The organism is Mucilaginibacter lacusdianchii (assembly GCF_009770985.1).
Taxonomy (GTDB): domain Bacteria; phylum Bacteroidota; class Bacteroidia; order Sphingobacteriales; family Sphingobacteriaceae; genus Mucilaginibacter; species Mucilaginibacter lacusdianchii.
In genome coordinates this window covers 686,668-708,999 of the sequence record NZ_WSRW01000001.1, presented here as the reverse complement: position 1 = coordinate 708,999, position 22,332 = coordinate 686,668, and the positions used below count along the sequence as shown (strand labels likewise).

General features: G+C 41.9%; 25 protein-coding genes. 21 read left to right on the top strand and 4 right to left on the bottom strand.

All coding sequences use genetic code 11. From position 1 onward, the window contains the following. Positions 1–56: 56 nt before the first annotated feature. Both GPM24_RS03275 and GPM24_RS03270 read left to right on the top strand, forming a co-directional pair. Positions 57–653 carry a YceI family protein gene (locus GPM24_RS03275; protein ID WP_158825303.1) on the top strand — a complete coding sequence of 199 codons (597 nt, stop codon included), beginning with the start codon at positions 57–59 and terminating at the stop codon, positions 651–653. A 113-nt stretch (positions 654–766) separates the two neighbouring features. Continuing rightward, positions 767–1,189, top strand: a complete 423-nt coding sequence (locus GPM24_RS03270; RefSeq protein WP_233268721.1) for a response regulator — start codon at positions 767–769, stop codon at positions 1,187–1,189. On the opposite strand, the gene GPM24_RS03265 is transcribed toward GPM24_RS03270, so the two are convergent. Next, positions 1,186–1,956: an MBL fold metallo-hydrolase gene (locus tag GPM24_RS03265; RefSeq protein ID WP_199269681.1), complete on the bottom strand. Its 771-nt coding sequence runs from the start codon at positions 1,954–1,956 to the stop codon at positions 1,186–1,188. The two genes, GPM24_RS03270 and GPM24_RS03265, sit on opposite strands and share 4 nt — an antisense overlap. A 90-nt stretch (positions 1,957–2,046) precedes the next feature. Between GPM24_RS03265 and recJ the strand changes: the two genes are divergently transcribed. From recJ to GPM24_RS03250, 3 genes are all read left to right on the top strand, one after another. Further along, positions 2,047–3,744 (top strand): single-stranded-DNA-specific exonuclease RecJ, encoded by a 1,698-nt coding sequence (recJ, locus tag GPM24_RS03260; RefSeq protein ID WP_158825302.1) that lies wholly within the window; start codon positions 2,047–2,049, stop codon positions 3,742–3,744. A gap of 100 nt (positions 3,745–3,844) precedes the next feature. Continuing rightward, positions 3,845–4,582 (top strand): LPS export ABC transporter ATP-binding protein, encoded by a 738-nt coding sequence (gene lptB / locus GPM24_RS03255; RefSeq protein WP_158825301.1) that lies wholly within the window; start codon positions 3,845–3,847, stop codon positions 4,580–4,582. A 15-nt stretch (positions 4,583–4,597) separates the two neighbouring features. Next, on the top strand, positions 4,598–6,109 hold the full coding sequence (locus GPM24_RS03250) for a GH3 auxin-responsive promoter family protein (protein ID WP_158825300.1): 1,512 nt from the start codon (positions 4,598–4,600) through the stop codon (positions 6,107–6,109). 4 nt (positions 6,110–6,113) lie between these two features. On the opposite strand, the gene GPM24_RS03245 is transcribed toward GPM24_RS03250, so the two are convergent. Further along, on the bottom strand, positions 6,114–6,659 hold the full coding sequence (locus tag GPM24_RS03245; protein ID WP_158825299.1) for a DUF421 domain-containing protein: 546 nt from the start codon (positions 6,657–6,659) through the stop codon (positions 6,114–6,116). A 142-nt stretch (positions 6,660–6,801) separates the two neighbouring features. Here GPM24_RS03245 and GPM24_RS03240 point away from each other — a divergent pair, with 142 nt between their 5' ends. Continuing rightward, entirely contained in the window at positions 6,802–7,146 is a 345-nt protein-coding gene (locus GPM24_RS03240; RefSeq protein WP_158825298.1) for a hypothetical protein, read from the top strand. A gap of 9 nt (positions 7,147–7,155) precedes the next feature. On the opposite strand, the gene folP is transcribed toward GPM24_RS03240, so the two are convergent. After that, entirely contained in the window at positions 7,156–8,016 is an 861-nt protein-coding gene (gene folP, locus GPM24_RS03235) for a dihydropteroate synthase (RefSeq protein WP_158825297.1), read from the bottom strand. Positions 8,017–8,079: 63 nt separating this feature from the next. Between folP and GPM24_RS03230 the strand changes: the two genes are divergently transcribed. The 5 genes from GPM24_RS03230 to GPM24_RS03210 are packed head-to-tail and all read left to right on the top strand — an operon-like array spanning position 8,080 to position 11,636. Beyond that, a complete protein-coding gene (locus GPM24_RS03230; protein ID WP_158825296.1) occupies positions 8,080–8,619 on the top strand; it encodes a DUF1599 domain-containing protein in 540 nt (179 codons plus the stop codon). After that, a complete protein-coding gene (locus tag GPM24_RS03225) occupies positions 8,616–9,767 on the top strand; it encodes a BT_3928 family protein (protein WP_158825295.1) in 1,152 nt (383 codons plus the stop codon). Before GPM24_RS03230 ends, GPM24_RS03225 begins: the two co-directional genes overlap by 4 nt. A 6-nt stretch (positions 9,768–9,773) precedes the next feature. Continuing rightward, on the top strand, positions 9,774–10,832 hold the full coding sequence (locus tag GPM24_RS03220) for an ABC transporter permease (RefSeq protein WP_158825294.1): 1,059 nt from the start codon (positions 9,774–9,776) through the stop codon (positions 10,830–10,832). A 10-nt stretch (positions 10,833–10,842) separates the two neighbouring features. After that, positions 10,843–11,151, top strand: coding sequence for a hypothetical protein (locus GPM24_RS03215; protein WP_158825293.1), 309 nt, complete (start codon positions 10,843–10,845; stop codon positions 11,149–11,151). Then, entirely contained in the window at positions 11,133–11,636 is a 504-nt protein-coding gene (locus tag GPM24_RS03210) for a shikimate kinase (protein WP_158825292.1), read from the top strand. Before GPM24_RS03215 ends, GPM24_RS03210 begins: the two co-directional genes overlap by 19 nt. An 85-nt stretch (positions 11,637–11,721) precedes the next feature. Here GPM24_RS03210 and rlmN read toward each other — a convergent pair whose 3' ends face one another. Further along, positions 11,722–12,786 carry a dual-specificity RNA methyltransferase RlmN gene (rlmN, locus tag GPM24_RS03205; RefSeq protein ID WP_158825291.1) on the bottom strand — a complete coding sequence of 355 codons (1,065 nt, stop codon included), beginning with the start codon at positions 12,784–12,786 and terminating at the stop codon, positions 11,722–11,724. 160 nt (positions 12,787–12,946) lie between these two features. Between rlmN and GPM24_RS03200 the strand changes: the two genes are divergently transcribed. From GPM24_RS03200 to gatA, 10 genes are all read left to right on the top strand, one after another. Continuing rightward, on the top strand, positions 12,947–14,110 hold the full coding sequence (locus GPM24_RS03200) for an amidohydrolase family protein (RefSeq protein ID WP_158825290.1): 1,164 nt from the start codon (positions 12,947–12,949) through the stop codon (positions 14,108–14,110). Between the two features lie 55 nt (positions 14,111–14,165). Next, positions 14,166–14,447, top strand: coding sequence for an acylphosphatase (locus tag GPM24_RS03195; protein ID WP_158826035.1), 282 nt, complete (start codon positions 14,166–14,168; stop codon positions 14,445–14,447). Positions 14,448–14,468: 21 nt separating this feature from the next. After that, on the top strand, positions 14,469–15,971 hold the full coding sequence (locus tag GPM24_RS03190; protein WP_158825289.1) for an oligosaccharide flippase family protein: 1,503 nt from the start codon (positions 14,469–14,471) through the stop codon (positions 15,969–15,971). Between the two features lies 1 nt (position 15,972). Then, complete coding sequence (gene dut, locus GPM24_RS03185; protein WP_158825288.1) at positions 15,973–16,407, top strand: dUTP diphosphatase; 435 nt, start codon at positions 15,973–15,975, stop codon at positions 16,405–16,407. A 1-nt stretch (position 16,408) separates the two neighbouring features. After that, entirely contained in the window at positions 16,409–18,121 is a 1,713-nt protein-coding gene (locus tag GPM24_RS03180) for a tetratricopeptide repeat protein (protein ID WP_158825287.1), read from the top strand. Continuing rightward, positions 18,099–18,896 (top strand): lipoprotein insertase outer membrane protein LolB1, encoded by a 798-nt coding sequence (gene lolB1, locus GPM24_RS03175; RefSeq protein WP_158825286.1) that lies wholly within the window; start codon positions 18,099–18,101, stop codon positions 18,894–18,896. The genes GPM24_RS03180 and lolB1 overlap by 23 nt, the downstream gene beginning before the upstream one ends. A 21-nt stretch (positions 18,897–18,917) precedes the next feature. After that, positions 18,918–20,231, top strand: a complete 1,314-nt coding sequence (locus tag GPM24_RS03170; RefSeq protein WP_158825285.1) for a murein hydrolase activator EnvC family protein — start codon at positions 18,918–18,920, stop codon at positions 20,229–20,231. A 55-nt stretch (positions 20,232–20,286) separates the two neighbouring features. After that, the gene (locus GPM24_RS03165; RefSeq protein WP_158825284.1) at positions 20,287–20,610 is read left to right on the top strand and encodes a Sec-independent protein translocase subunit TatA/TatB; all 324 of its coding nucleotides are present in this window, start codon (positions 20,287–20,289) and stop codon (positions 20,608–20,610) included. 21 nt (positions 20,611–20,631) lie between these two features. Beyond that, on the top strand, positions 20,632–20,802 hold the full coding sequence (locus GPM24_RS03160) for a Sec-independent protein translocase subunit TatA/TatB (RefSeq protein WP_158825283.1): 171 nt from the start codon (positions 20,632–20,634) through the stop codon (positions 20,800–20,802). Positions 20,803–20,893: 91 nt separating this feature from the next. Further along, on the top strand, positions 20,894–22,330 hold the full coding sequence (gene gatA, locus GPM24_RS03155; RefSeq protein ID WP_233268720.1) for an Asp-tRNA(Asn)/Glu-tRNA(Gln) amidotransferase subunit GatA: 1,437 nt from the start codon (positions 20,894–20,896) through the stop codon (positions 22,328–22,330). Positions 22,331–22,332: the final 2 nt, after the last annotated feature.

Sequence of the window (22,332 nt, the reverse complement as noted above, 5' to 3'; positions counted from 1 at the left end):
AAACATGTAAATTATTAATATCTATATTTGTATCATTAAATCACAGAAAACAGAACATGAAAAAGTTAACTGCCCTTTTCACAGCAATTATCGCAGTATCGTTAGTTGCATTTAAACCTATTGCCCCGGTAACCTACAAGGTTGATACCCAAAAAAGTTCTATTCAATGGACTGGTAAAAAGGTATTAGGCTCGCACACTGGCACCATTAAATTAGCATCAGGCGCAATTGCTACTAATGGCAAAGTGCCAACCACTGGTACTTTTGTTATTGACATGAATAGTATGGACAATACCGATTTAACTGATGCAGATAGCAAAGGTAAATTGTTAGGTCACTTAAAATCAGATGATTTTTTCGGCGTGAGCAAGTATCCTACAGCTACTTTCCAAGCCACTAAAATTACCCCTGCCGGTGCTGGCGAGGTTAACGTAACCGGTAAATTAACTATCAAAGGTAAAACCGACGTGGTAACTTTCCCTGCCAAATATGTAGTAACAGGCAATACCTTAACAGTTAGTGCAAACGAAGTGAAAGTTAACCGCACTAAATACGATATTAAATACGGTTCAAAAAGCTTTTTTGAAAGCATTGGCGACAAAGCAATTGACGACGAATTTTTGTTGAATATAAATTTGGTTGCTACCCGCTAACTTTTCATATTTACTTAGCGTAAACAAAATCCTGATTCATAAGATCAGGATTTTTATTTTTTAGAACTTTTGGGAGTAAAACATTTTCTTTGAATGTTACGTATAACGAAAATATGATGACTAATTCGGCTAAGCCTTTAAGTATACTGCTTGTAGACGATGATGAAATAAATAACTTTATCTCGGTGAAGTTGATTAAGAAAGCAATTGCGCATACCGAAATAAATTCTTGCTTGGATGGTAGTTACGCAATCAACCAACTACTGGAGATACAACAAGATAATCCGGAAAATTTACCGGATTATATACTGCTGGATATTAATATGCCCATCATGAACGGATGGGAGTTTTTGGATGAATACAAACGCTTGGGAATAGACCCATTGGGTAAATCAAAAATATACATCATTTCATCTTCTGTATTCAGTAATGACATCAACAAAGCTAAATCATACACCTTGGTAAAAGACTTTGTTTCTAAACCGCTTAATGTTGATAGAATTAAAGAGCTTTTTGCAGTCGAAAAAGAAGCTTAATAAGCTGCAATTGTAAAAGCATCCGATTCATAATTTACCTTGCCAATGGCAGTACTTTTAGCATGGTAAAATAAACATATCCAGCCTTCGGCAGCCGCTTTTTTGCCGTACTCGTCGCGCAGTTCCATAGCCTTGCGTCCGTCATAATCATATTTGGCTGCAAAACGTCTTAACAGCTGCTCGGGCTCGGGCAGCTCATCACCACCAAAAAAACATTTCTGATCGCCATCTTCCAGCCAAAACACCTGGTGAAACTCAGTATGTCCGCCAGATAGTTCGTATTGTATACCCGGTTTTAACTCGCCTGATCCTTCTACAAATTCAATCTTAGCGCCGTTTTGCAACGTTTGCAAAATATCCAGATGATAAGATGTTGATTTGCCCGACATTGCATAATCCCATTCTCCTTGTTGAATAACGTGCAAAGCCTGCGGAAAGCTAAGCTCCAGTTTGCCATTGCGCTCAACCACCAATCCGGCCGAATGATCGTAATGTAAATGCGACATTATTACCAAAGTAACTTCACTTGGTGCAAAACCAGCATTACGGATATGCTCATGCAGCCACAGCTCGCCTTGTTTATTTTTAATACCCAAGCCAGCATCCAGCACAATTAAATCCCGTTCGGTTTTAATCAGAAACGGGTTTACATGGATGAACAACGAGCCGGGACGATCTTTTGCATTATCAGTTGCCGGGTTAAAGGGTATAAATTTTTTCGATGAGTCAACTGAGTATGAGCCTTCGCCTAATGCAAAAATTTCCATAATAATATGATGTACGCGTGTGTTTAGAAATGTACCTTTGTTGGTTTAATAAACCTGAGTAATTTAATTACTGTTTCAAAATACAAAAATATGCAAAAACGTTGGGCACTCAAGCATACTCCGGATAATGATGCGGTAAGGCAAATGGCTGCCCAGCTAAATATTGATACTGTTTTAAGTACTTTGCTGTTGCAACGTGGCATACAATCTTTTGAACAGGCTAAATTTTTTTTCAGACCAGACCTGCGCCACCTGCACGATCCGTTTTTGATGACGGATATGGAAAAAGCTATCAGCCGTATTGAAGAAGCAATGGCGGCGGGCGAAAGAATCCTGATTTTTGGTGACTACGATGTGGACGGCACTACAGCCGTGGCATTGGTATACAGTTTCTTCAAAAAGTTATATCCTAATCTGGAATATTACATTCCCGATCGTTACAAAGAAGGCTACGGCATATCATCGCAAGGCATTGATTACGCTGCCGAAAATGGCTTTTCGTTGGTAATTGCTCTGGACTGTGGTATCAAAGCCACCGACAAAATTGCTTATGCCAACGAGCATGGCGTTGATTTTATCATTTGTGATCACCACATGCCGGGTGACGAATTACCAGAAGCCGTTGCAGTACTGGACCCAAAGCGTACTGATTGCAGTTACCCTTATAAAGAACTTTCGGGTTGTGGTATTGGCTTTAAGCTGATACAGGCTTATGCCGAAAAAAATAATGTTCCGTTTGATGAAGTAACGCAGTATCTGGATTTGGTGGTAACGAGTATAGCCTGCGATATTGTGTACATAACAGGGGAGAACAGGACGTTGGCTTATTTCGGTTTGGAAAAGTTGAACAATAATCCTAACACCGGTATAAAGGTGCTGATGGAACTAGCTGGTAAAACAAGTAACTATAGCGTATCAGATATTGTGTTTATGATTGGCCCACGCATTAATGCGGCCGGCCGGATAGATGATGCCAAACATGCGGTAGAGCTGCTTATTGCCGATGATATAATAATGGCCCAGGAAAAAGGGATGCTAATCAGCGAAAAAAATACCGAGCGGAAAGGCCATGATTTATCCATTACCGATGAGGCTTTGAGCATGATAGCTGCTGATACTTTATCAGCCAGTCGTAAATCTACCGTAGTGTTTAATGAAAAATGGCATAAGGGCGTAATAGGTATTGTAGCATCGCGCCTTACCGAAAAATATTACCGGCCTACGGTAGTGCTAACCCGATCAAACGGCCATGTGGCTGGTTCAGCCCGTTCGGTGGTAGGTTTTGATTTATATGAGGCGCTTTGCGGATGCAGCGATTTGCTGATTCAATTTGGCGGGCACAAGTATGCTGCCGGATTAACCATACAGCCCGAACAAGTAGAAGCTTTTGTAGAACGCTTTGAAGAAGTGGTAAGCGCTACAATTACTGAGCAGCAACTGGTACAAGAAATATTGATTGATGCACAGTTGAATTTGAAACAAATTACCCCTAAGTTTTTTAGAGTGTTAGGGCAATTTGCACCTTTCGGTCCCGAAAACATGTCGCCGGTATTTGTAAGCCGTGGGGTGCGCACCTATGGCGGTGTTAACCTGGTAGGTAGCAATCATATCAAAATGACGGTTCATCAGGATGATTCGCCGCTGTTTGATTGCATTGCCTTTAATCAGGGCGAATGCCTGGACGAGATACGCCAGGGCAAACCGTTTGATATTTGCTATACCATTGAAGAAAACATTTGGCGCGATAAGCGTTCTATACAATTAAACGTAAAAGGGATCCGTTGTTGAGATGGAGTTGGCAGTTGTTGGTAGTGTGTTGTCTGAGTTTTTTGCTGACAACCGACAACCGGCAACCGACAACCGATTACTCACAACCCACAACTAACATATGAATCTACGAGCCGACCATCTGATAAAGAAATATAAGCAGCGTACCGTTGTTAATGATGTGTCTTTCAATGTATCGCAAGGCGAAATTGTGGGATTACTGGGGCCGAACGGGGCCGGTAAAACCACGTCGTTTTACATGATTGTAGGTTTGATTAAGCCTAATGAAGGCAAAATATACCTGGACGACGAAGAAATCACGAATGATCCGATGTATCGTCGCGCCCAAAAAGGAATAGGTTATTTAGCACAGGAAGCTTCGGTTTTTCGCAAGCTAACAGTAGAAGATAACATCCGGGCTGTACTGGAAATGGGTAGCCTGAGCAAAGGTGAGCAAAAAGACAAGCTGGAGGAACTGATTGATGAGTTCAGTTTGCATAAAGTGCGTAAAAACCGGGGTGATTTACTTTCGGGCGGCGAGCGCCGCCGTACCGAAATTGCTCGGGCGCTTGCAGCACAGCCAAATTTCATTTTGCTGGATGAGCCTTTTGCTGGTGTAGATCCTATTGCGGTAGAAGAAATTCAAAGTATGGTAGCCAAACTGCGGCATCGTAACATTGGTATCTTGATAACCGACCACAACGTGCAAGAAACTTTATCTATTACCGACCGAGCTTACTTGCTGTTTGAAGGAAAGATTTTGGAGTCGGGTGTGCCCGAGGTGTTGGCAGATAACGAGATGGTGCGTAAAGTATATTTAGGAGCCAATTTTGTGTTGAAACGCAAAACCTTTGTTTAATTTCGCCGGCTACCTATGACGATCATTAATTCAGTTTTTACCTGGTTCATGAAAAAGCGCATTCACCAGATTGAGCTTTTTATGAAGTATCCCAACGATGTGCAGCAGGAATGGTTTAACCGCCTCATTGCCGACGCTGAGGACACGGAATGGGGAAAACAATATCATTATAACAGCATTCACAACTTTCGTGAGTTTCAGCAGCGCGTGCCGCTGCAAAACTATGATACATTGAAGCCCTACATTGAGCGCATGCTCGAAGGCGAACAAAATGTGTTATGGCCATCAGAAGTGCGCTGGTTTGCCAAATCATCAGGTACAACTAGTGACAGGAGTAAGTTTATTCCGGTAAGTCAGGAATCTCTGGAAGAGTGCCACTTTAAAGGTGGCAAGGACATGCTCACCTTGTATTGCAATAACCGGCCCGATACGCAACTGTTTACCGGTAAAAGTTTAACGTTGGGCGGCAGTCATCAGATAGGGCAGCTAAATGCCGATATATCTTTTGGCGACTTATCTGCCGTAATCATGAAAAACCTGCCTTTGTGGGCAGAGTTTTACCGCACACCCGATCTGGACATTGCCTTGCTCGAAAATTTTGAAGAAAAGATTGAGAAGATGGCGTATGCCACCAAAGATGTGAACGTAACAGCGCTTAGTGGTGTGCCTACCTGGAATATTTTGCTGTTTAAACGGGTTCTGGAAATTACCGGCAAAAGTAACTTGCTGGAGGTGTGGCCTAACCTAGAGCTATACTTTCATGGTGCGGTAAACTTTACGCCGTACCGTGAGCAGTTCAAAAAGCTGATTCCAAACGATAGTATGTACTATCTGGAAACCTATAATGCATCGGAGGGGTTTTTTGGGATACAGGATTTAGAAGAGCCCGGCGAAATGCTACTGATGCTGGATTATGGCATTTTTTACGAATTTTTACCGCTCGAAAATTTGAACGACGAGCATCCGCATACACTGACTTTAGATGAGGTGGAGCTGAATAAAAATTATGCCCTTATTATTAGCACTAATGCGGGTTTATGGCGATACATGATCGGAGATACGATTCGGTTTACCTCGCTCAATCCATACCGGATTCAAATTACCGGCCGTACTAAGCATTTTATTAATGCTTTTGGTGAAGAAGTAATCATCGATAATGCCGAACGCGCATTGGAAGAGGCTTGCCGCCAAACAGATGCCATCATTCGCGATTATACAGCCGGACCTATTTATTTTGCCGAAGGCAAATCGGGCGGGCATGAGTGGATTATTGAATTTGAAAAGCAACCGGCCGAGTTTGATCGGTTTGTGGATTTGTTAGATGAAACCCTACGCAAAATCAATTCCGATTATGATGCCAAGCGTTTTAAAGATATGGCGCTATGTAGGCCATCAGTACACAAAGCACCATCGGGCACCTTTATTACCTGGATGAAAAGCCGCGGTAAACTGGGTGGGCAACATAAAGTACCGCGCTTGGCCAACAACCGCGAGTATGTGGATAGTATTTTGGAAATGATGAGATAAAATTTTAATTGTCGTGTCTGACTAAGTTAGGCACGGCACTTTTGTCTGGCTTGCTTTGTTCGTTGCTTTTTTTAATCACACTTATTTCGCCGCTGGTTTCCATATTAATCTCTTCAACATCGGCCAGTGAATTGGTATTGCCTTTGAGCCTTACATCACTTAAAACATCTTTTTCGCTTACAAGGCTGCGTGATAAATTATCGCCATAAAGCTTTCCATTTTTATATAACGGAATAGTTTCGCCCTTCAATAATTTACTGAAAGTTTCGTTTTTAGTGCTTATCCAAGCCAGCAGGCGGTGCATTAATACCAATAGTAAACTGCAGCCCACTGTTGGTACAAAGGGAGAGGCCCCCACCACTGCGCGGCTTAAAATGGCACCCAAAATAATAGCTAATGTGTTATCAAAAGCTGAATGCTTGCCAAACGTACGCCTGCCCGATAACCTGATGAGTATTAATGTTATAAAAAACACTATAAATGCACGGCAGCACATTTGCAGCATGTTCAAATCTTTCCCTTCCCCAAATAACGTTTCTATAAAACCCATAATAGGTCATCCTCCTAGTATTATCTAATAGTTACGTTTGTGTTAAATCAATGTTTGATTAATATTAACTACGGCGGTGTTATTAGTTGATGCAATAATGTAAATAGGTTTTGCTTATATTAGATTATATAACTTAAACCCAATGAAGAAAATCCTTTTGACGCTGCTGCTAATGTGTGTAACAGCAATGATTGGTTTCGCTCAGGATAAAATAGAGCAGTATTGTGAGGTTCGGGTGAGTAAGCGCACCTTTAGTGAAGGTTTTACAGCCAAGATAATTTACGGTACCAATAGTCTCATCATTTCGTCAGACAAAAGTGAGGTGAGCAAAAACTTTCAGACGTTGCCCGACGCTTTAAATTACATCGGTGCATTAGGCTGGAAATTAGTAAGTGCAGAAACTACAGATTTTCAGTACAACAGCAGGAGCTTTATTTTTAAAAAGGAATTTACAAGAACTGAAGAAAAGCAGCAGAGCACAAACTAGCTGGTGGTATTATTCAATACCGCAAACTGTTTCCCAAAGTTTAATGGCTTCAACCGCTTCTTTTACATCGTGTACCCTTAAAATATTAGCGCCTTTGGTTAAGGCTATAGTATTTAAAACGGTGGTACCATTCAACGCCTCCTGGGCTGAGTTACCCAGCAGTCCATAAATCATGCGCTTGCGCGATACGCCTACCAGCATAGGCAGTTCTAACATATCAAAATCGGTAAGGCGGTTTAGCAAGGTATAACTATGTTCTGCTTTTTTAGCAAAGCCAAAGCCGGGGTCTAATATTACATCGTGTACACCCATTTTTCGCAAGGTTTCGTAACGCTGTACAAAGTAATCGAATACATCAGTAAACACATCATCGTATTCTGCCAGCTGTACCATGTTTTGTGGCGTGCCTTTCATGTGCATCAATATGTAAGGTACCTGTAAGCTGGCTACAGTAGCAAACATTTCTGCATCGAGCTGTCCGCCTGAGATGTCATTAATAATATGTGCGCCAGCCTTGATCGCCGCTTCGGCCACTTGTGAGCGGAATGTATCAATAGATAAAATGGCATCAGGATATCTGTCAACTATAGCTTCCACTACAGGTAGTAATCTATTGGTTTCCTCTTGTACGGATATGTTTTCAGCGCCGGGGCGTGATGAATAAGCGCCTAAATCCAAAAAGGTGGCGCCATCAGCCAGCATGCGTTCGGCCTGTGCTACAGCGTCATCTACAGCAGGTTTACGGCTGTCTGAAAAAAACGAGTCGGGCGTAATGTTGATGATACCCATTACTTTCGGGCTGCTTAAATCGATAAGTGTACCACCTGCATTGATGGTTGCCTTTTTCTGAAAAACTGTATCTTTAGCCATTTCCGTAAGGATGCTGTTTATATCCGTTGCGGACAAATATCGCAAAAATTAAATTCTACTGTTTTGAACAACACCATATCCGAATACGAAGCTGTTATTAACGTTTGTAAAAATCTGTTCATCAAAAAAACGCGCGATTATGGTACGGCTTGGCGCATTTTACGGCCATCATCCATAACCGATCAAATTTTTATCAAAGCGCAGCGCATCCGTACGCTCGAAGAAAAGAAAGTATCGAAAGTAGGCGATGATATTACAGGCGAATACATTGGTATTGTAAACTACTGCTTGATTGCCATGATGCAACTGGAATGCGGCGCCGAAACACCGCTGGAATTACCAGCAGAAGATGTAGGACGCTTGTTTGACCAGTTTGCCAACGAGACTAAAGATTTAATGCTGGCTAAAAACCACGACTATGGCGAGGCCTGGCGCGATATGCGCATCAGCTCGCTAACCGATTTGATTTTGATGAAATTACTTCGGGTAAAGCAAATTGAAGATAACGAAGGGCACACCCTGGCTTCGGAAGGTGTAAAAGCTAATTACCAGGATATGTTAAACTATGCTGTGTTTGCCTTGATAAAATTGGGGGTAAAATGAAAAATGCACTCATTTGGTTCTGTCGCATAGCGGTAGGGCTGCTGTTTATCTTTTCGGGCTTAATTAAAGCTAACGATCCGCTGGGGTTTTCATATAAGCTGCAAGAGTATTTCGAGGTGTTCCACCTTACTTTTCTGGATGGCTTGGCGCTTAGTTTATCTATCATATTGTGTGCATTAGAAATGATATTGGGCTTTGCGCTGATATTGGGTTTATGTATAGATGCCGTTTCCTGGGGTTTATTGCTGCTCATAATCTTTTTTGGCTTTCTTACTTTTTATTCGGCCTTTTTTAAAGTGGTGCAAACCTGCGGTTGTTTTGGTGATGCTATACCGCTAACACCGTGGCAGTCGTTCGGCAAAGATATGTTGCTGCTTGTACTGGTATTGGTGCCGTTTTTTTACCGTAAAAGTATGCGCCCGTTGGTGAGTGCCAAAACTGAAGTACGTTGGTTGATTGCTGCTACTGTAATAGCTTTAGGCGTAGGTTTTTACACCTATAACTTTTTACCGGTTATCGACTTTTTACCTTATAAAGTAGGTAATAACATTCCCGAACAAATGAAAACGCCGCCGGGCGCTCAGCCCGATGAGTATGAGCTTACCTATGCGTTAAAAAATAAAGCCACCGGTGCCACTAAAAGCATTAACGATAAAGAATATTTGAAAAGCGGCATTTGGAAAGACAACAACTGGCAAATACAAGGCGACCCTGAAAGACGTTTAGTGAAGAAAGGCTTTACACCCAAAATTCAGGATTTGGTAATACATGATGCTCAGGGTAACGATTATACACAAGAGCTATTAAGCAATCCGTTTTACAGCGTATTCATTGTGGCTTACGATTTAAAGCATACCAACGAAGCCGCTATTAATCGCCTGAATGCTTTGGCTATCAATTTAACGCAGAACTATAATATCCGAACAGTGCTGCTTACCGCGGCAGTGCCCGAAGAGGCGGCGGCCTTTGTTAAGGCTCACCGTTTGGTATCTGAAGTATTTTATGCTGATGGTGTTCCCCTTAAAACCATGGTGCGGGCTAATCCCGGCGTAATGCTGATAAAGAATGGAACGGTAATCAACAAGTGGCATTACCACACCGCGCCCGATTATGATGCGCTGGTAAAACAATATCTGCAAAAACAATAAGCTATAATGATACGCTACCTGCTGCGCAAAATAGTTTACGGATTAGCCGTGATGCTGGGCATTGTGGTAGTAGTGTTTTTTCTGTTTAATATTTTACCGGTTGATCCGGCCCGCATGACACAGGGGCAGCGTGCTGATGTACAGTCACTGGAAGCGGTACGCAAAGAGTTTGGCTTGGACAAACCTCTGCCAATACAGTTTGCCTACTATCTAAATGATTTATCGCCTATAGGCGTACATGAAAATACGCCCGAGTCGCAGGAGAAGTATGGTTATGTAAAGTTATTCCCGGTATCATCTACACATGTACTGGCTTTGAAGTGGCCTTACCTGCGCCGTTCGTACCAAACCCATAAAGAGGTTGCAGCGCTGTTGTTGGAGGTAATACCCAATACATTAATACTAGCCACATGTGCCATGCTGATGGCTATAGTGCTGGGTATATTATTGGGTGTGTTAAGTGCCGTTCATCAAAACACGTGGATAGACCGCTTGGCAGTAGGCTTTTCAGTACTGGGTATTTCGGCTCCGTCTTTTTTTGCAGGTATTATTATTGCCTGGTTGTTTGGCTTTGTGCTAAGTCGCTATACCGGGCTGAACATGACCGGCAGTTTATACAGCTACGATCCGTTTAAAGGCGAAATAATTACCTGGCGTAACCTTGTGTTGCCGGCTGTAACTTTGGGTTTACGGCCATTGGCTATTATTGTGCAGCTTACCCGCAATGCTATGCTGGAGGTATTGAATCAGGATTATATCCGTACCGCCCGTGCAAAAGGATTAAGCCGGAATGCAATTGTATACCGCCATGCCCTGCCCAATGCGTTAAATCCGGTTATTACCGCTATTGCCAATTGGTTTGCCTCGCTTTTGGCGGGTTCTTTTTTTGTGGAATATGTGTTTGGTTACAACGGCTTAGGCAAGGTAACGGTAGACGCTTTGGAAATGTCTGATTTTCCGGTAATCATTGGGTCTATATTGTTTATAGCCTTTATTTTTGTGGTGATCAATATTCTGGTGGATTTAGTTTATGTATGGATTGATCCGCGGGTGAAATTAAGTTAAACGTTTTTGAATGCAGCAAATAGCCTTACCTGATTTATTTTTATTAATTGCTTACCTCAGTTTTCCGGTTTGGTGTATTGCTCGTGCTGTACAGTGGGTGCAGCTCAAAGCAGTGTTCGGTACATCTAAACGTATTATGGTTTTGGCCGCATCTTTATTGGTATCATTTATCCTCACAATTGTTATTTGGGGCAGATGGCCCGGCAATCCAATGATAAGTATCATCAGCATACCGGCATTGTGCGCTGAGGTGATTGTATGGTTGATGACTTTCGTGATTAAAAAATCTCTACTTAAAAAATGGCACGCATCTTCTTAATTGGCTTTATGGGCTGTGGCAAAACCACACTGGGGCGTAAGCTTGCAGCTAAGCTTAATTATACATTTTACGATTTAGACCAATTGCTGGAAGAGCAGGCCGGCATGAGTGTGGCCGAATATTTCTCTAGCTTCGGCGAAACGGCTTTTCGGGTAGCCGAAGCCGAAATTCTGAAGCAAACGCCCTATGCCGAAAATGCGGTTATATCAACCGGTGGTGGTTTGCCTTGCTTTTTTGATAACCTGACTTGGATGAATACCAACGGTCAAACAGTTTATATCAAACTTTCGCCTAAAACCTTAGCCAGCCGGTTAGAAAGTGGCAAAGATGAACGCCCGTTACTGCGTGATAAACACGGTGATGAATTAGTGGCATTTATCGCCGATAAACTATCCGAGCGCGAAAGCTTTTATGAACAGGCTCACATCATTGCTGATGGACTAGGCTTGAGTGCTGAAAAATTAGCGGGCATTCTGAAACTTTAATCTACCAAGGAATCTTGTCTCCGAAACCCCTTTTAGAGCCTAAAGTTTTATGTAAATATCTTGTTACAATAAAATAAGTAAGTTCTTACACAGCTACAGCCGCTTTTTCCTTAACGGCTAGCTGGCCGCAAGCGGCATCAATGTCTTTACCCCGGCTACGGCGAACGTTGGTAATGATACCTTGTTTGCGCAGATAAGCAGCAAAAGCTTCAATTTTATCCTCGCCCGCATTTAAAAAACTAGCGAATGAAATAGGGTTATATTCAATGATATTTACCTTGCAGGGCAGGTGCTTGCAAAACTTGGCCAGCTCCATTGCATCCTGTATATTATCGTTTACACCATCAAACACAATGTACTCGTACGTTACCGAATTTTTGGTTTTGTTGTAATAGTACTTTAAAGCTTCGGCTAATGATTTTAACGAGTTTTGCTCATTAATAGGCATAATAGTATTGCGTTTTTCGTCGTTTGCAGCATGTAACGACAATGCCAGGTTAAATTTCACCTGATCGTCGCCCAGCTTTTTAATCATCTTGGCAATGCCGGCGGTAGATACGGTAATGCGTTTGGCAGCCATGTTCAGGCCATCTTCTGCCGTAATACGCTCTATAGATTTAAGCACGTTGCTATAATTCAGCAAAGGTTCGCCCATGCCCATGTAAACAATATTGGTAAGCCCGATGCCGTAGTTTTGTTTGGCTTGCTGATCGAGCAATACTACCTGATCGTAAATCTCATCGGGATTCAAATTTCGCTTGCGTTCCATGTAACCGGTAGCGCAAAATTTGCAAGTTAAACTGCAGCCCACTTGCGACGAAACGCAGGCCGTCATCCGCTCGGTTGTTGGTATGAGTACGCCTTCAATCAGGTGAGTATCATGCAATATAAAAGAATTTTTTATAGTTTTATCCGCGCTAAACTGGGAGTTGCTGATTTTGACTGCATTGATAGTAAAATTATCCTCCAGCTTTTTACGAAGTTCTTTTGAAATATTGCTCATGCCCTCGAATGAAACGCATGATTTTTTCCAAAGCCACTCGTACACTTGTTTGGCACGAAAGCTTTTTTCGCCCATGGTAACAAAGTGCTGTTGCAAAGCTTCTAAGCTAAGACTGCGGATGTCTGTTTTACCTTTAATGCTATTCACCTTACAAAGGTAAGTATTTTTGTTTTGGGTTGATTTATAGCTAGGTTTTTGAATTGTAAAATTAAAAAACAACAACTAAAAGTTAATTGTAGTAAAGTATCAAATTAAGAGATTGAATGCTGTAATACTTATGCATGAGATTACGATAAATTTCATTTAAATGAAAAGTTTTAGAGCCGATTACGTTTTTCCTATAAATGCCGATCCGATAAAAAATGGAATTGTTACCGTTGATGATAATGGTAAAATAATCTCTATTGATAATTATATGCAGCCGGGTACGCCAGTTCAACAACTGAGCGGCATTATCTGTCCGGGTTTTATAAATACGCATTGTCATCTTGAGCTATCGCACCTGCGGGGCAAAACCAAACAAGGAACAGGACTAGTTGATTTTATTAAAGATGTACAGCAATATCGTAATATCGATAATGGCTTGATTACTGAAGCAGCCATTAAAGCCGACGAGGATATGTACAATAATGGCATTGTAGCCGTAGGCGATATATCCAATAATGCTGTTACTATTCCTATCAAAACCAACAGTAAAATTAAGTATCATACCTTTATTGAGGTATTCAGCTTTTTGCCAGAGCGGGCTAACGAGGTTTTTGAAAATGCACTGGAGTTGCAGCGACAGTTTAAGCCCTTGTCAAGTTCCATTACTCCACATGCACCTTATTCAGTTTCCAAAGAATTATTTAAACTGATTAAAACGTACAGCGATGGTAACCTCAACCTGCTAAGTATACATAATCAGGAAACCGAAGAGGAAAACAAGTTTTACCGGTACAAACTGGGTAACTTTGTGGACCTGTACGAGCATTTTGGTATAGACATCAGTTACTTCAAACCACAGGCCCGTAATTCTATACAATCTGTTTTGCCGCTGTTAAGCAATCGCCAAAACATACTGTTTGTACATAATACGTGCACCAATCTGAAAGATATTTACTTTGTAAAACGGTTTGACCGCCATATTAACTGGTGTTTTTGCCCCAACGCTAACCTGTACATTGAAAGTAAATTACCTAAAGTAGATTTGTTTGTAGACGAAGGTTTTAATTTAACGCTTGGTACCGATAGCCTAGCATCCAACAATGAATTAAGTATTTTGGGTGAGATGCGCACTTTGCAGCATCATTTTTCATCACTTAGTCTACCTATACTGTTAGAATGGGCTACTCTTAATGGTGCACGGTTTTTGGGTATGGATGATGAATTAGGATCACTCGAAATTGGTAAGACCCCTGGTTTAAACTTAATAACCGGACTGGATGGCTTGAAAATTACGCCTGATACACAAGTAAAACGCTTAATTTAAATAAATGCCTTTTACCGTATAAGCCGTATAATTGTACTTTTATACTACTGCTATGATTAAGCATTTGAATATAACTGTACAAGGTAAAGTGCAGGGGGTATTTTATCGTGCCTCAACTAAAGCCGTTGCCGACCAATTGGGCATCCGGGGCTTTGTAAAAAATGAGCGTAACGGAGATGTATACATTGAAGCTGAAGGCGAGGCTTCTTTTTTGGAGATGTTTTTGGAGTGGTGTAACGAAGGGCCAGAACGGGCACGGGTTACGGCAGTTAATACGCAAGAGGGCGAAGTAAAAAACTATCGTAACTTTGAAGTTGTTAAAAAGAGTCTGCTGTAGTTAAATTAACATTTCAATCCTTTGTCAACTGCTAAGAAATTTGCCGGCCAAACAGCCATTTATGGGCTGAGCACTATTATATCCCGTTCGCTATACTTTGTACTTACGCCCATTTTGGTAAGTATATTATCAGCCCGCGTTTACGGTATTTTTACCAAAATGTACAGTTATGCTTCGTTACTGGGAGCTTTGCTGGCCTTTGGTATGGAAACCACTTTTTTTCGCTACCTCAACAAGCGCGATGATGCAAAAGATAAAGTTTACAGTAATTCTTTTTTAGCTGTAGCTGCGCTATCATTGTTGTTTTTGCTGCTCACTGCTTTTTTTGTGCCGGGTATTGCCAACTGGCTGAAGGGCGATAAAACCGGCGATTTGAGTGATTATGCATTTTATGTGAAATGCTTTATTTATATTCTTATTGCCGATGCGCTTTGCGTAATTCCATTTGCTAAGGTACGGGCCAATGGCAGGCCTTTGCGTTACGGGATGATCAAGTTTTTAAACGTAGTTTTTGTAGTGGGACTCAACTTGTTTTTCCTGTTTATTGTTCCGTACATTATTAAAAATCAGTTGCCCGGCACACAGTGGATGGCAGGGTGGTACCGGTTTCATTGGGTAGGGTATGTGTTTCTGTCAAACCTGCTGGCAAGTATATTTACGCTGGTGATGCTTTTGCCTGAGATACTGAGCCTAAAACTACAGTTTGACGGCCCTATGTTTGCCGAAATGTTTCTGTACAGCTGGCCCATGCTGGTAGCAAACATTTCCTATATTATTAATGAAAACCTCGATAAGATCCTTTTAGATAAACTACTGCCCGGCAATTTGAGCGAATTGCAGGTGGGTATTTACGGAGCTTGTGCTAAAATAGCTGTTTTTCTAAGCATTTTTGTTCAGGCCTTTCGGTTAGGTGCCGAGCCGTTCTTTTTTAGTCAGGCTAAAAATAAAAATGCGGGCAATACCTATGCTTTGATAATGGACTACTTTGTTATAGCAGTTTCCTTAATTTTTGTAGCACTGGTAGCCAATATAGAAATCCTGAAATATTTTGTAAAAGCCAAGGAATTAGGGCAGCGGGAATTATACTGGTCGGGCCTTAAAGCGGTGCCGTTACTGCTGTTCGGTTATGTAAGTTTGGGCATTTACATGAATTTATCGGTTTGGTATAAGTTGTCCGATCAAACACGTTATGGCTTATATATATCAGGCGTAGGGGCATTGCTCACTATAGTACTTAACGTACTGTTTATTCCCAAATATGGCTATATGGCATCAGCATGGGTATCTTTAATTGCTTATGCCAGCATGATGGTGTTATCGTATTTGTTGGGTCAAAAACATTATCCCATTCCCTATAATGTCAAAAAGAACCTGGCTTATATAGTAAGTTCAATCATAATTGTATTTTTATCTTTTAACGTGTTTCATCGTAACCTGATAGTAGGTAATTTGCTTTTGGTAGCATTTGCCGGCGCTGCCTTTTGGGCCGAGCGTAAACAGTTAATGGCTATACTTAAAAAGTAAAATGATCATTCGCATAATCAACAACTCTAAAAATAATTTGCCGGCTTATGAAACCCTGCATGCCGCCGGTATGGACCTGCGTGCCGATGTGGAAGCTACTGTAACCTTGCAACCTATGGAGCGTAAGCTGATTCCAACCGGTTTACATATAGAATTGCCCGAAGGTTATGAGGCGCAGATACGACCACGCAGTGGTTTGGCGTTTAAGCATGGTATAGGCATTGTAAATTCGCCAGGTACGGTAGATGCTGACTACCGGGGTGAAATTAAAGTACTGCTCATTAACTTTTCGGACGTGCCATTTGAGGTGAACACTGGTGACCGGATAGCACAGATGGTAGTAGCCAAGCACGAAAAAGTAGAGTGGGAGCAAGTAGAAATTTTGAACGAAACATCCAGAGGAATGGGTGGTTATGGACATACAGGGGTAAGTTAATATGAAATTAAAGCATGTACTTTTAGGCTTGTGGTGGCTACCGGCTGCAGCGGTTGCGCAAAGCAATACGGCAGGCCGAAGGCCAGTTACATCTACCGATAGCCTGATGGTGCAGCAGTTATATTACTCGGCCCTGCGCGAAAAAACAATTGAAAACTTAACCGCCGCGGCAGATTTGTTTAGCAAGGTGTTGCAAAACGATGCCAATAACGATGCGGCTATGTATGAGCTGGCCAACCTCAGCAAAATACAAAACAAGCAAACCAATGCCCAGCAATTGCTGGAGAAAGCGGTAATTCTAAAGCCTGATAACGAATGGTATTGGGTTGCCCTGGCCGATAGCTACGAAAAAACCAATAACATTGCCCGCCTGCAGCATGTGTTTGACGAGTTGCTGCGTTTAAACCCCGATAAGCCAGAGTATTACTTTGACAAGGCCAACGCTTTATACCTGGAAAAAAGGTACGATGAAGCACTGTCCATGTACGATAAATTGGAGGAGCTTACAGGCCTTACTGACGATCTGGTAACCGCCCGGCAACGCGTTTATTTAAGGCAGGGCAAAGTTGATGGCGTAGCCAACGGTTTGGAGCAAATGATTAGCACTAATCCCAACGAAATTAAATATTACCTGCAATTAGGTGAATTATATAATGCCAATAACTTTCCGGATAAGGCATTAAAAGTATTGCAGCGTGGCGAAAAAATAAGTCCGCAAAATGGCTTGCTGCATCTGGCCATGGCCGATGTATATCGCGCTAAAAAGGATAACGAGGCCAGCTTTAGCCATTTGGAAAAAGCATTTGCCGTGCCCGAACTGGATATTGATCAAAAAGTACGAATTGTATTAGGGTATCTGCCTAAGTTTCCGGAAGCTAATGCCAAAGCCAGTGCATTGGCGTTAAGTAAAATATTAGCCGAAACTCATCCCAATGATGCTAAAGCTTTGGCCGTATATGGCGATATGCTGATGCAAAGCGATAAATATAAAGAAGCCAAAGCAGCCTATAAAAAATCTGTTCAACTGAACAGTAATATCTACTCGGTACAGGAACAACTGGTACGCCTGGAATTAGGCGATAACCAGATAGATGAAGCCATTAAAGATGGGGAGAATTCTTTGTCGATGTTCCCGAATCAGGCATGGATGAATTATCTGGTAGGTGTAGCCTGGCTGCAAAAGAAAAATCCGACCAAAGCGTTAAGTTATCTCAAAAATGCAGCGGCCCTTGAGGCGCAGGACAACGAGTTGCTGGCCCAAACTTATGCTACTTTAGGTGACACTTATCATGAGCTGAAAGATGACGCTAAATCAGACGCTGCTTATGAAAAATCGCTTACATACAATCCCGACAACGCATATGCGTTAAACAATTACGCCTATTACCTGTCAGTAAGAGGTGAGCAGCTGGATAAAGCCGCAAAATTATCAAAGCATAGTATCGATTTGCAACCCAACACAGCATCGTTTGAAGATACCTATGCCTGGATTTTGTTCAAGCAAAAAAAGTATGGTGATGCCCGAGTGTGGATGGAAAAGGCTTTGCAACAGGGTAACAACAAAAGTGCAGTGCAAACCGAGCATTACGGCGATATCATGTTTTATTTAGGCGATACAGAAGCTGCTGTACAAAACTGGAAAAAGGCAAAACAAAACGGCGCACAATCGCCGGTATTAGATCGTAAAATAAATGAGAAAAAGTATATTGAGTAAACTTCTGGTGATATGTTGTATAGTAGCAGTTGTTGGATGTAAAGCAAAAAAACAAGTAGTGGCCCGTACGCCGGCCAATAATCCGATAGCTGTAAATCCCGATGCCGGAAAAATATCAAAAATTAAAGCTATACAAAGTAGTCAGGTAAGCTTTAATACCTTTTCTGGCAAAGCCAAAACTAAGCTGAACATCGACGGCAAAACCAATGATGTTACCTTGAATATCCGCATTCAGCGCGATCAAAAAATATGGGTATCTATTACAGCACTTTTAGGCATTGAGGTGGCCCGCGCCCTAATTACGCCCGATAGTATTATGGTGATAAACCGTTTGCAAAGTGTATATCTGAAAAAGCCTTTCAGCTATATTCATAACTATGCCGGTCGTTCCGTAAACTATAAAACAGTAGAGTCATTGCTGATTGGTAATGCCATTCCCGAATTGTTAACACCAGCAGCAACGCTTCAGCAAGGCGATAACGGCAGTGTAACTTTAAAAGGCGATATGCAAGGTTTAATATACTCTTTACTGGTAGGAGCCGATTTAAAGGTTACACAAACCAGTTTGGCTAATCAAAGTGCGGGTCAGGCCTTGCAGGTAACCAACAGCCAGTTTATACAAGCCGATGGCAAGGTTATTCCTTCACAAATTCATATTGCATCGTCTGTAAAAACAAAAAATTTACAAGCTGATTTAGAATACAATAAAGCTGAGTTTAACCAGCCATTGGAATTTCCATTCAGTATTCCCGACAGATTTTCACCAGCCAATTAAAAAGCCTATTTTTGGAATCGGATGAAATTTGTTAGAGCTGTACTGTTTTTAGTTTTTGTAATGGGAGCACTGGGCGTAAAAGCGCAAAGCAGTGCCGAACTGAAACGCCGTCGTGCTGAATTGACGGCCGAGCTGGAAAGCCTGAACCGGGAATACCAGGAAACGCTGAAAAACAAGAAATCTACGCTTAAGCAATTAAACTTACTCAAAGAACAGATTGGCCTGCGCGAGCAGAAGATTAATAATGTGAATGCGGAGATCAGGGGTTTGGATAGCCAGATTTCTGAAAATACGCATACTGTGCATACCCTACAAGGCCAGCTTGATCAGCTGAAGAAAGAGTATGCCGCCATGATTGTATTTGCATATCATAACCAAAGCGCCTACAATAAGCTGATGTTTGTGTTTGCGTCTAAAGATTTTAACCAAGCTTACAAACGTCTTAAATATTTGCAGCAATTCGGCACTTATCGCGAGCGCCAGGCAAATTCTATACAGGGTACGCAAAAAGACCTGCATGTGAAGATTAATGAGCTGGATCGTACCAAAAAGGAAAAGAGCAGCCTGCTGCAAGAGCAGGAAAAAGAAAAGGAAACCTTAGGCAAGCAAAAAAGTGAGCAGGACCAGGTAGTGGCCGGCTTATCTAAGCAAGCTGTAGAATTGCGCAAGCAACAGCGCGATGTTCGTAACCGTATCAACCGTGCCAGTCGTGAAATATCTGCAGCTATTCGCCGCGAATTTGAAGAGCAGCGCCGCAAGGCCGAAGCAGAAGCTCGTGCCGCAGCCGCCCGTGCCGCAGCTCAGGCTGCCGAAAGGGCCCGTGCCGAAAATAAATCAGCCAGCGAAGTAGCGGCCGCAGCCAAGCCTAAACCTATAGCCAGAGTAAGCGATGCGCAGGTACTGGCCGCCACGCCCGAAGCTGCAAAACTATCTAACGACTTTTTAGGTAACCGAGGGCGGTTACCATGGCCGGTGGCTAGTGGTTTTGTAATACAAGGCTTCGGCACCTATTCAGATCAGTATGGCATTAAAAATGATAATAAAGGTATAGACATTCGTACCGGCAACGGCGGTGCGGTAAGAGTTGTATTTGACGGAACCGTAACTACGGTAAAAGATGTTGAAGGTAGTTATCTGGTAATTATCAAGCATGGTCAATACTATACCAGTTATTACAACTTAAAATCAGTAAGTGTATCAGCTGGCCAAAAGGTAAGTACCCGTCAAACCATAGGGACCGTTGCTACAGATCCAATATCAGGTGAAACTTACTTGCACTTTGAGCTTTATGATAAAGGACCGGTGAATCCAAAAAACTGGCTGGCAACACAATAGTTTGAACTTTATGCAGTTATAATTGTATATATTTGTATCTATAATTCATTACCCTATGCATAGTGCGGTTTTATTGTTTCTGAATATTGGAACACCAGAGTTAATTTTAATACTTTTTGTAGCGTTGTTATTGTTTGGTGGCAATAAATTGCCGGAACTGGCACGTGGCTTAGGTAAAGGTATACGTGATTTTAAAGATGCCTCAGAAGGGGTAAAGCGCGAGATACATAATCAGATAAATAACTTTGACGAAAAACCGTCTGCTCCTGTAGTACGTAATGATTATATAGCCGACACGCAAACTTCATTGCCATCAACTACAATTGCTGATGCGGAAGCAAGCAGTGAGCCGGTAACAACAGAAAAAAAAGAATATTAATTTATATAAATTCAAGCAATCATGGGATTAGGAGCACCAGAAATCATTCTGATTATCGTTGCGATTTTAATTTTATTCGGTGGACGCAAAATTCCTGAACTAATGAAAGGTTTAGGTCAGGGCGTTAAAGAATTTAAAGACGCATCGAATAATAAAGATACACACGAAGAAAAATCAAACGTACACCCATAACAGGGCCGTTTATTTTAACTTCAACTTTTTAAACTTATCCGTTGGTAATTTTATGTTATCAACAGATAAGTTTTTTTTATTTTAGCAGCCTATGATGAAAGGCTATACCACTTTAACTGAGATACAAGACGATTTGCGCAGTGGAAACACTACGGTTAAAGCCTTGGTACAACATTACCTGGAAAGGATAACACAATACCAGCACCTTAATGCTTTTAACGAAGTTTTTGCAGATGAAGCACTGCAAAAAGCTGCTGAGTTAGATGCCCGGATGTTGTCAGGTAAAGCAGGTCGTTTAGCAGGATTGGTTATCGGCATCAAAGATAATATCTGTTATAAGGATCATCAGGTAAGTGCCTCATCTAAAATCCTCAGCAATTTTACTTCTATTTATTCTTCTACCGTAGTAGAACGTCTTTTAGCCGAAGACGCCATCATTATTGGCCGTTGTAACTGCGACGAGTTTGCCATGGGGGCCGCTAATGAAAGCTCATACTATGGCCCGGTTAAAAACATGGCCGATGAAACCCGCGTATCCGGCGGCTCATCGGGTGGTTCGGCCGTTGCCGTTCAGGCGGGGATGTGCCATGCTACATTGGGTACCGATACAGGTGGCTCCGTAAGGCAGCCGGCATCTTTTTGTGGTGTTGTAGGTTTAAAGCCTACTTATGGCCGGGTATCACGTCATGGTATCATTGCCTATGCTTCATCATTTGACCAGGTAGGGCCTGTTACGCAATCGGTAGAAGATGCTGCCTTGTTACTGGAAATTATTGCCGGACCCGATGCGTATGATGGAACGCTGTCTCGTACACCAGTGCCTGCATATACCAGTTTGCTGCAAGAAACCGTAGCACCTAAAAAAATTGCGTACCTGCAAGAAGCGCTGGAAAGCCCCGGCTTAGATGCTGAGATTAAAGAAACGCTTTTGCAAACCATAGATAAATTAAAAGCGGAAGGTCATACCGTAGAGCCGGTGTCTTTTGAATATCTGGATTATGTAGTGCCTACTTATTATGTATTGACAATGGCCGAGGCATCGTCCAATCTGTCACGTTATGATGGTGTACATTACGGTTACCGCAGCCCGGCAGCCTTTGATTTGCAGAGTACCTACAAACGTTCGCGGTCCGAAGGATTTGGTAAAGAAGTTAAGCGCCGTATTATGCTGGGTACTTTTGTGCTGAGCGCAGGCTATTATGATGCTTACTATGCCAAGGCTCAAAAAGTGCGTCGTTTAATTAAAGAACGTACCGACGAAATTTTGCAGGCGTACGATTTTATACTGACACCTACAGCGCCTGAACCTGCCTTTAAAATAGGACGGCAAGAAAAAGATCCGGTAGTAACTTATTTAGAAGATATCTTTACAGTACAAGCGTCATTAGCAGGAATTCCTGGTATTTCATTGCCGGTAAAAAACAATAATGAAGGATTGCCGTTAGGTATACAATTCTTAACAAAAGCCTTTGGTGAGGCAGAGTTGTTAAATTTTTCGAAATATTTCCAAAAATTATTTAAAAGTTAATA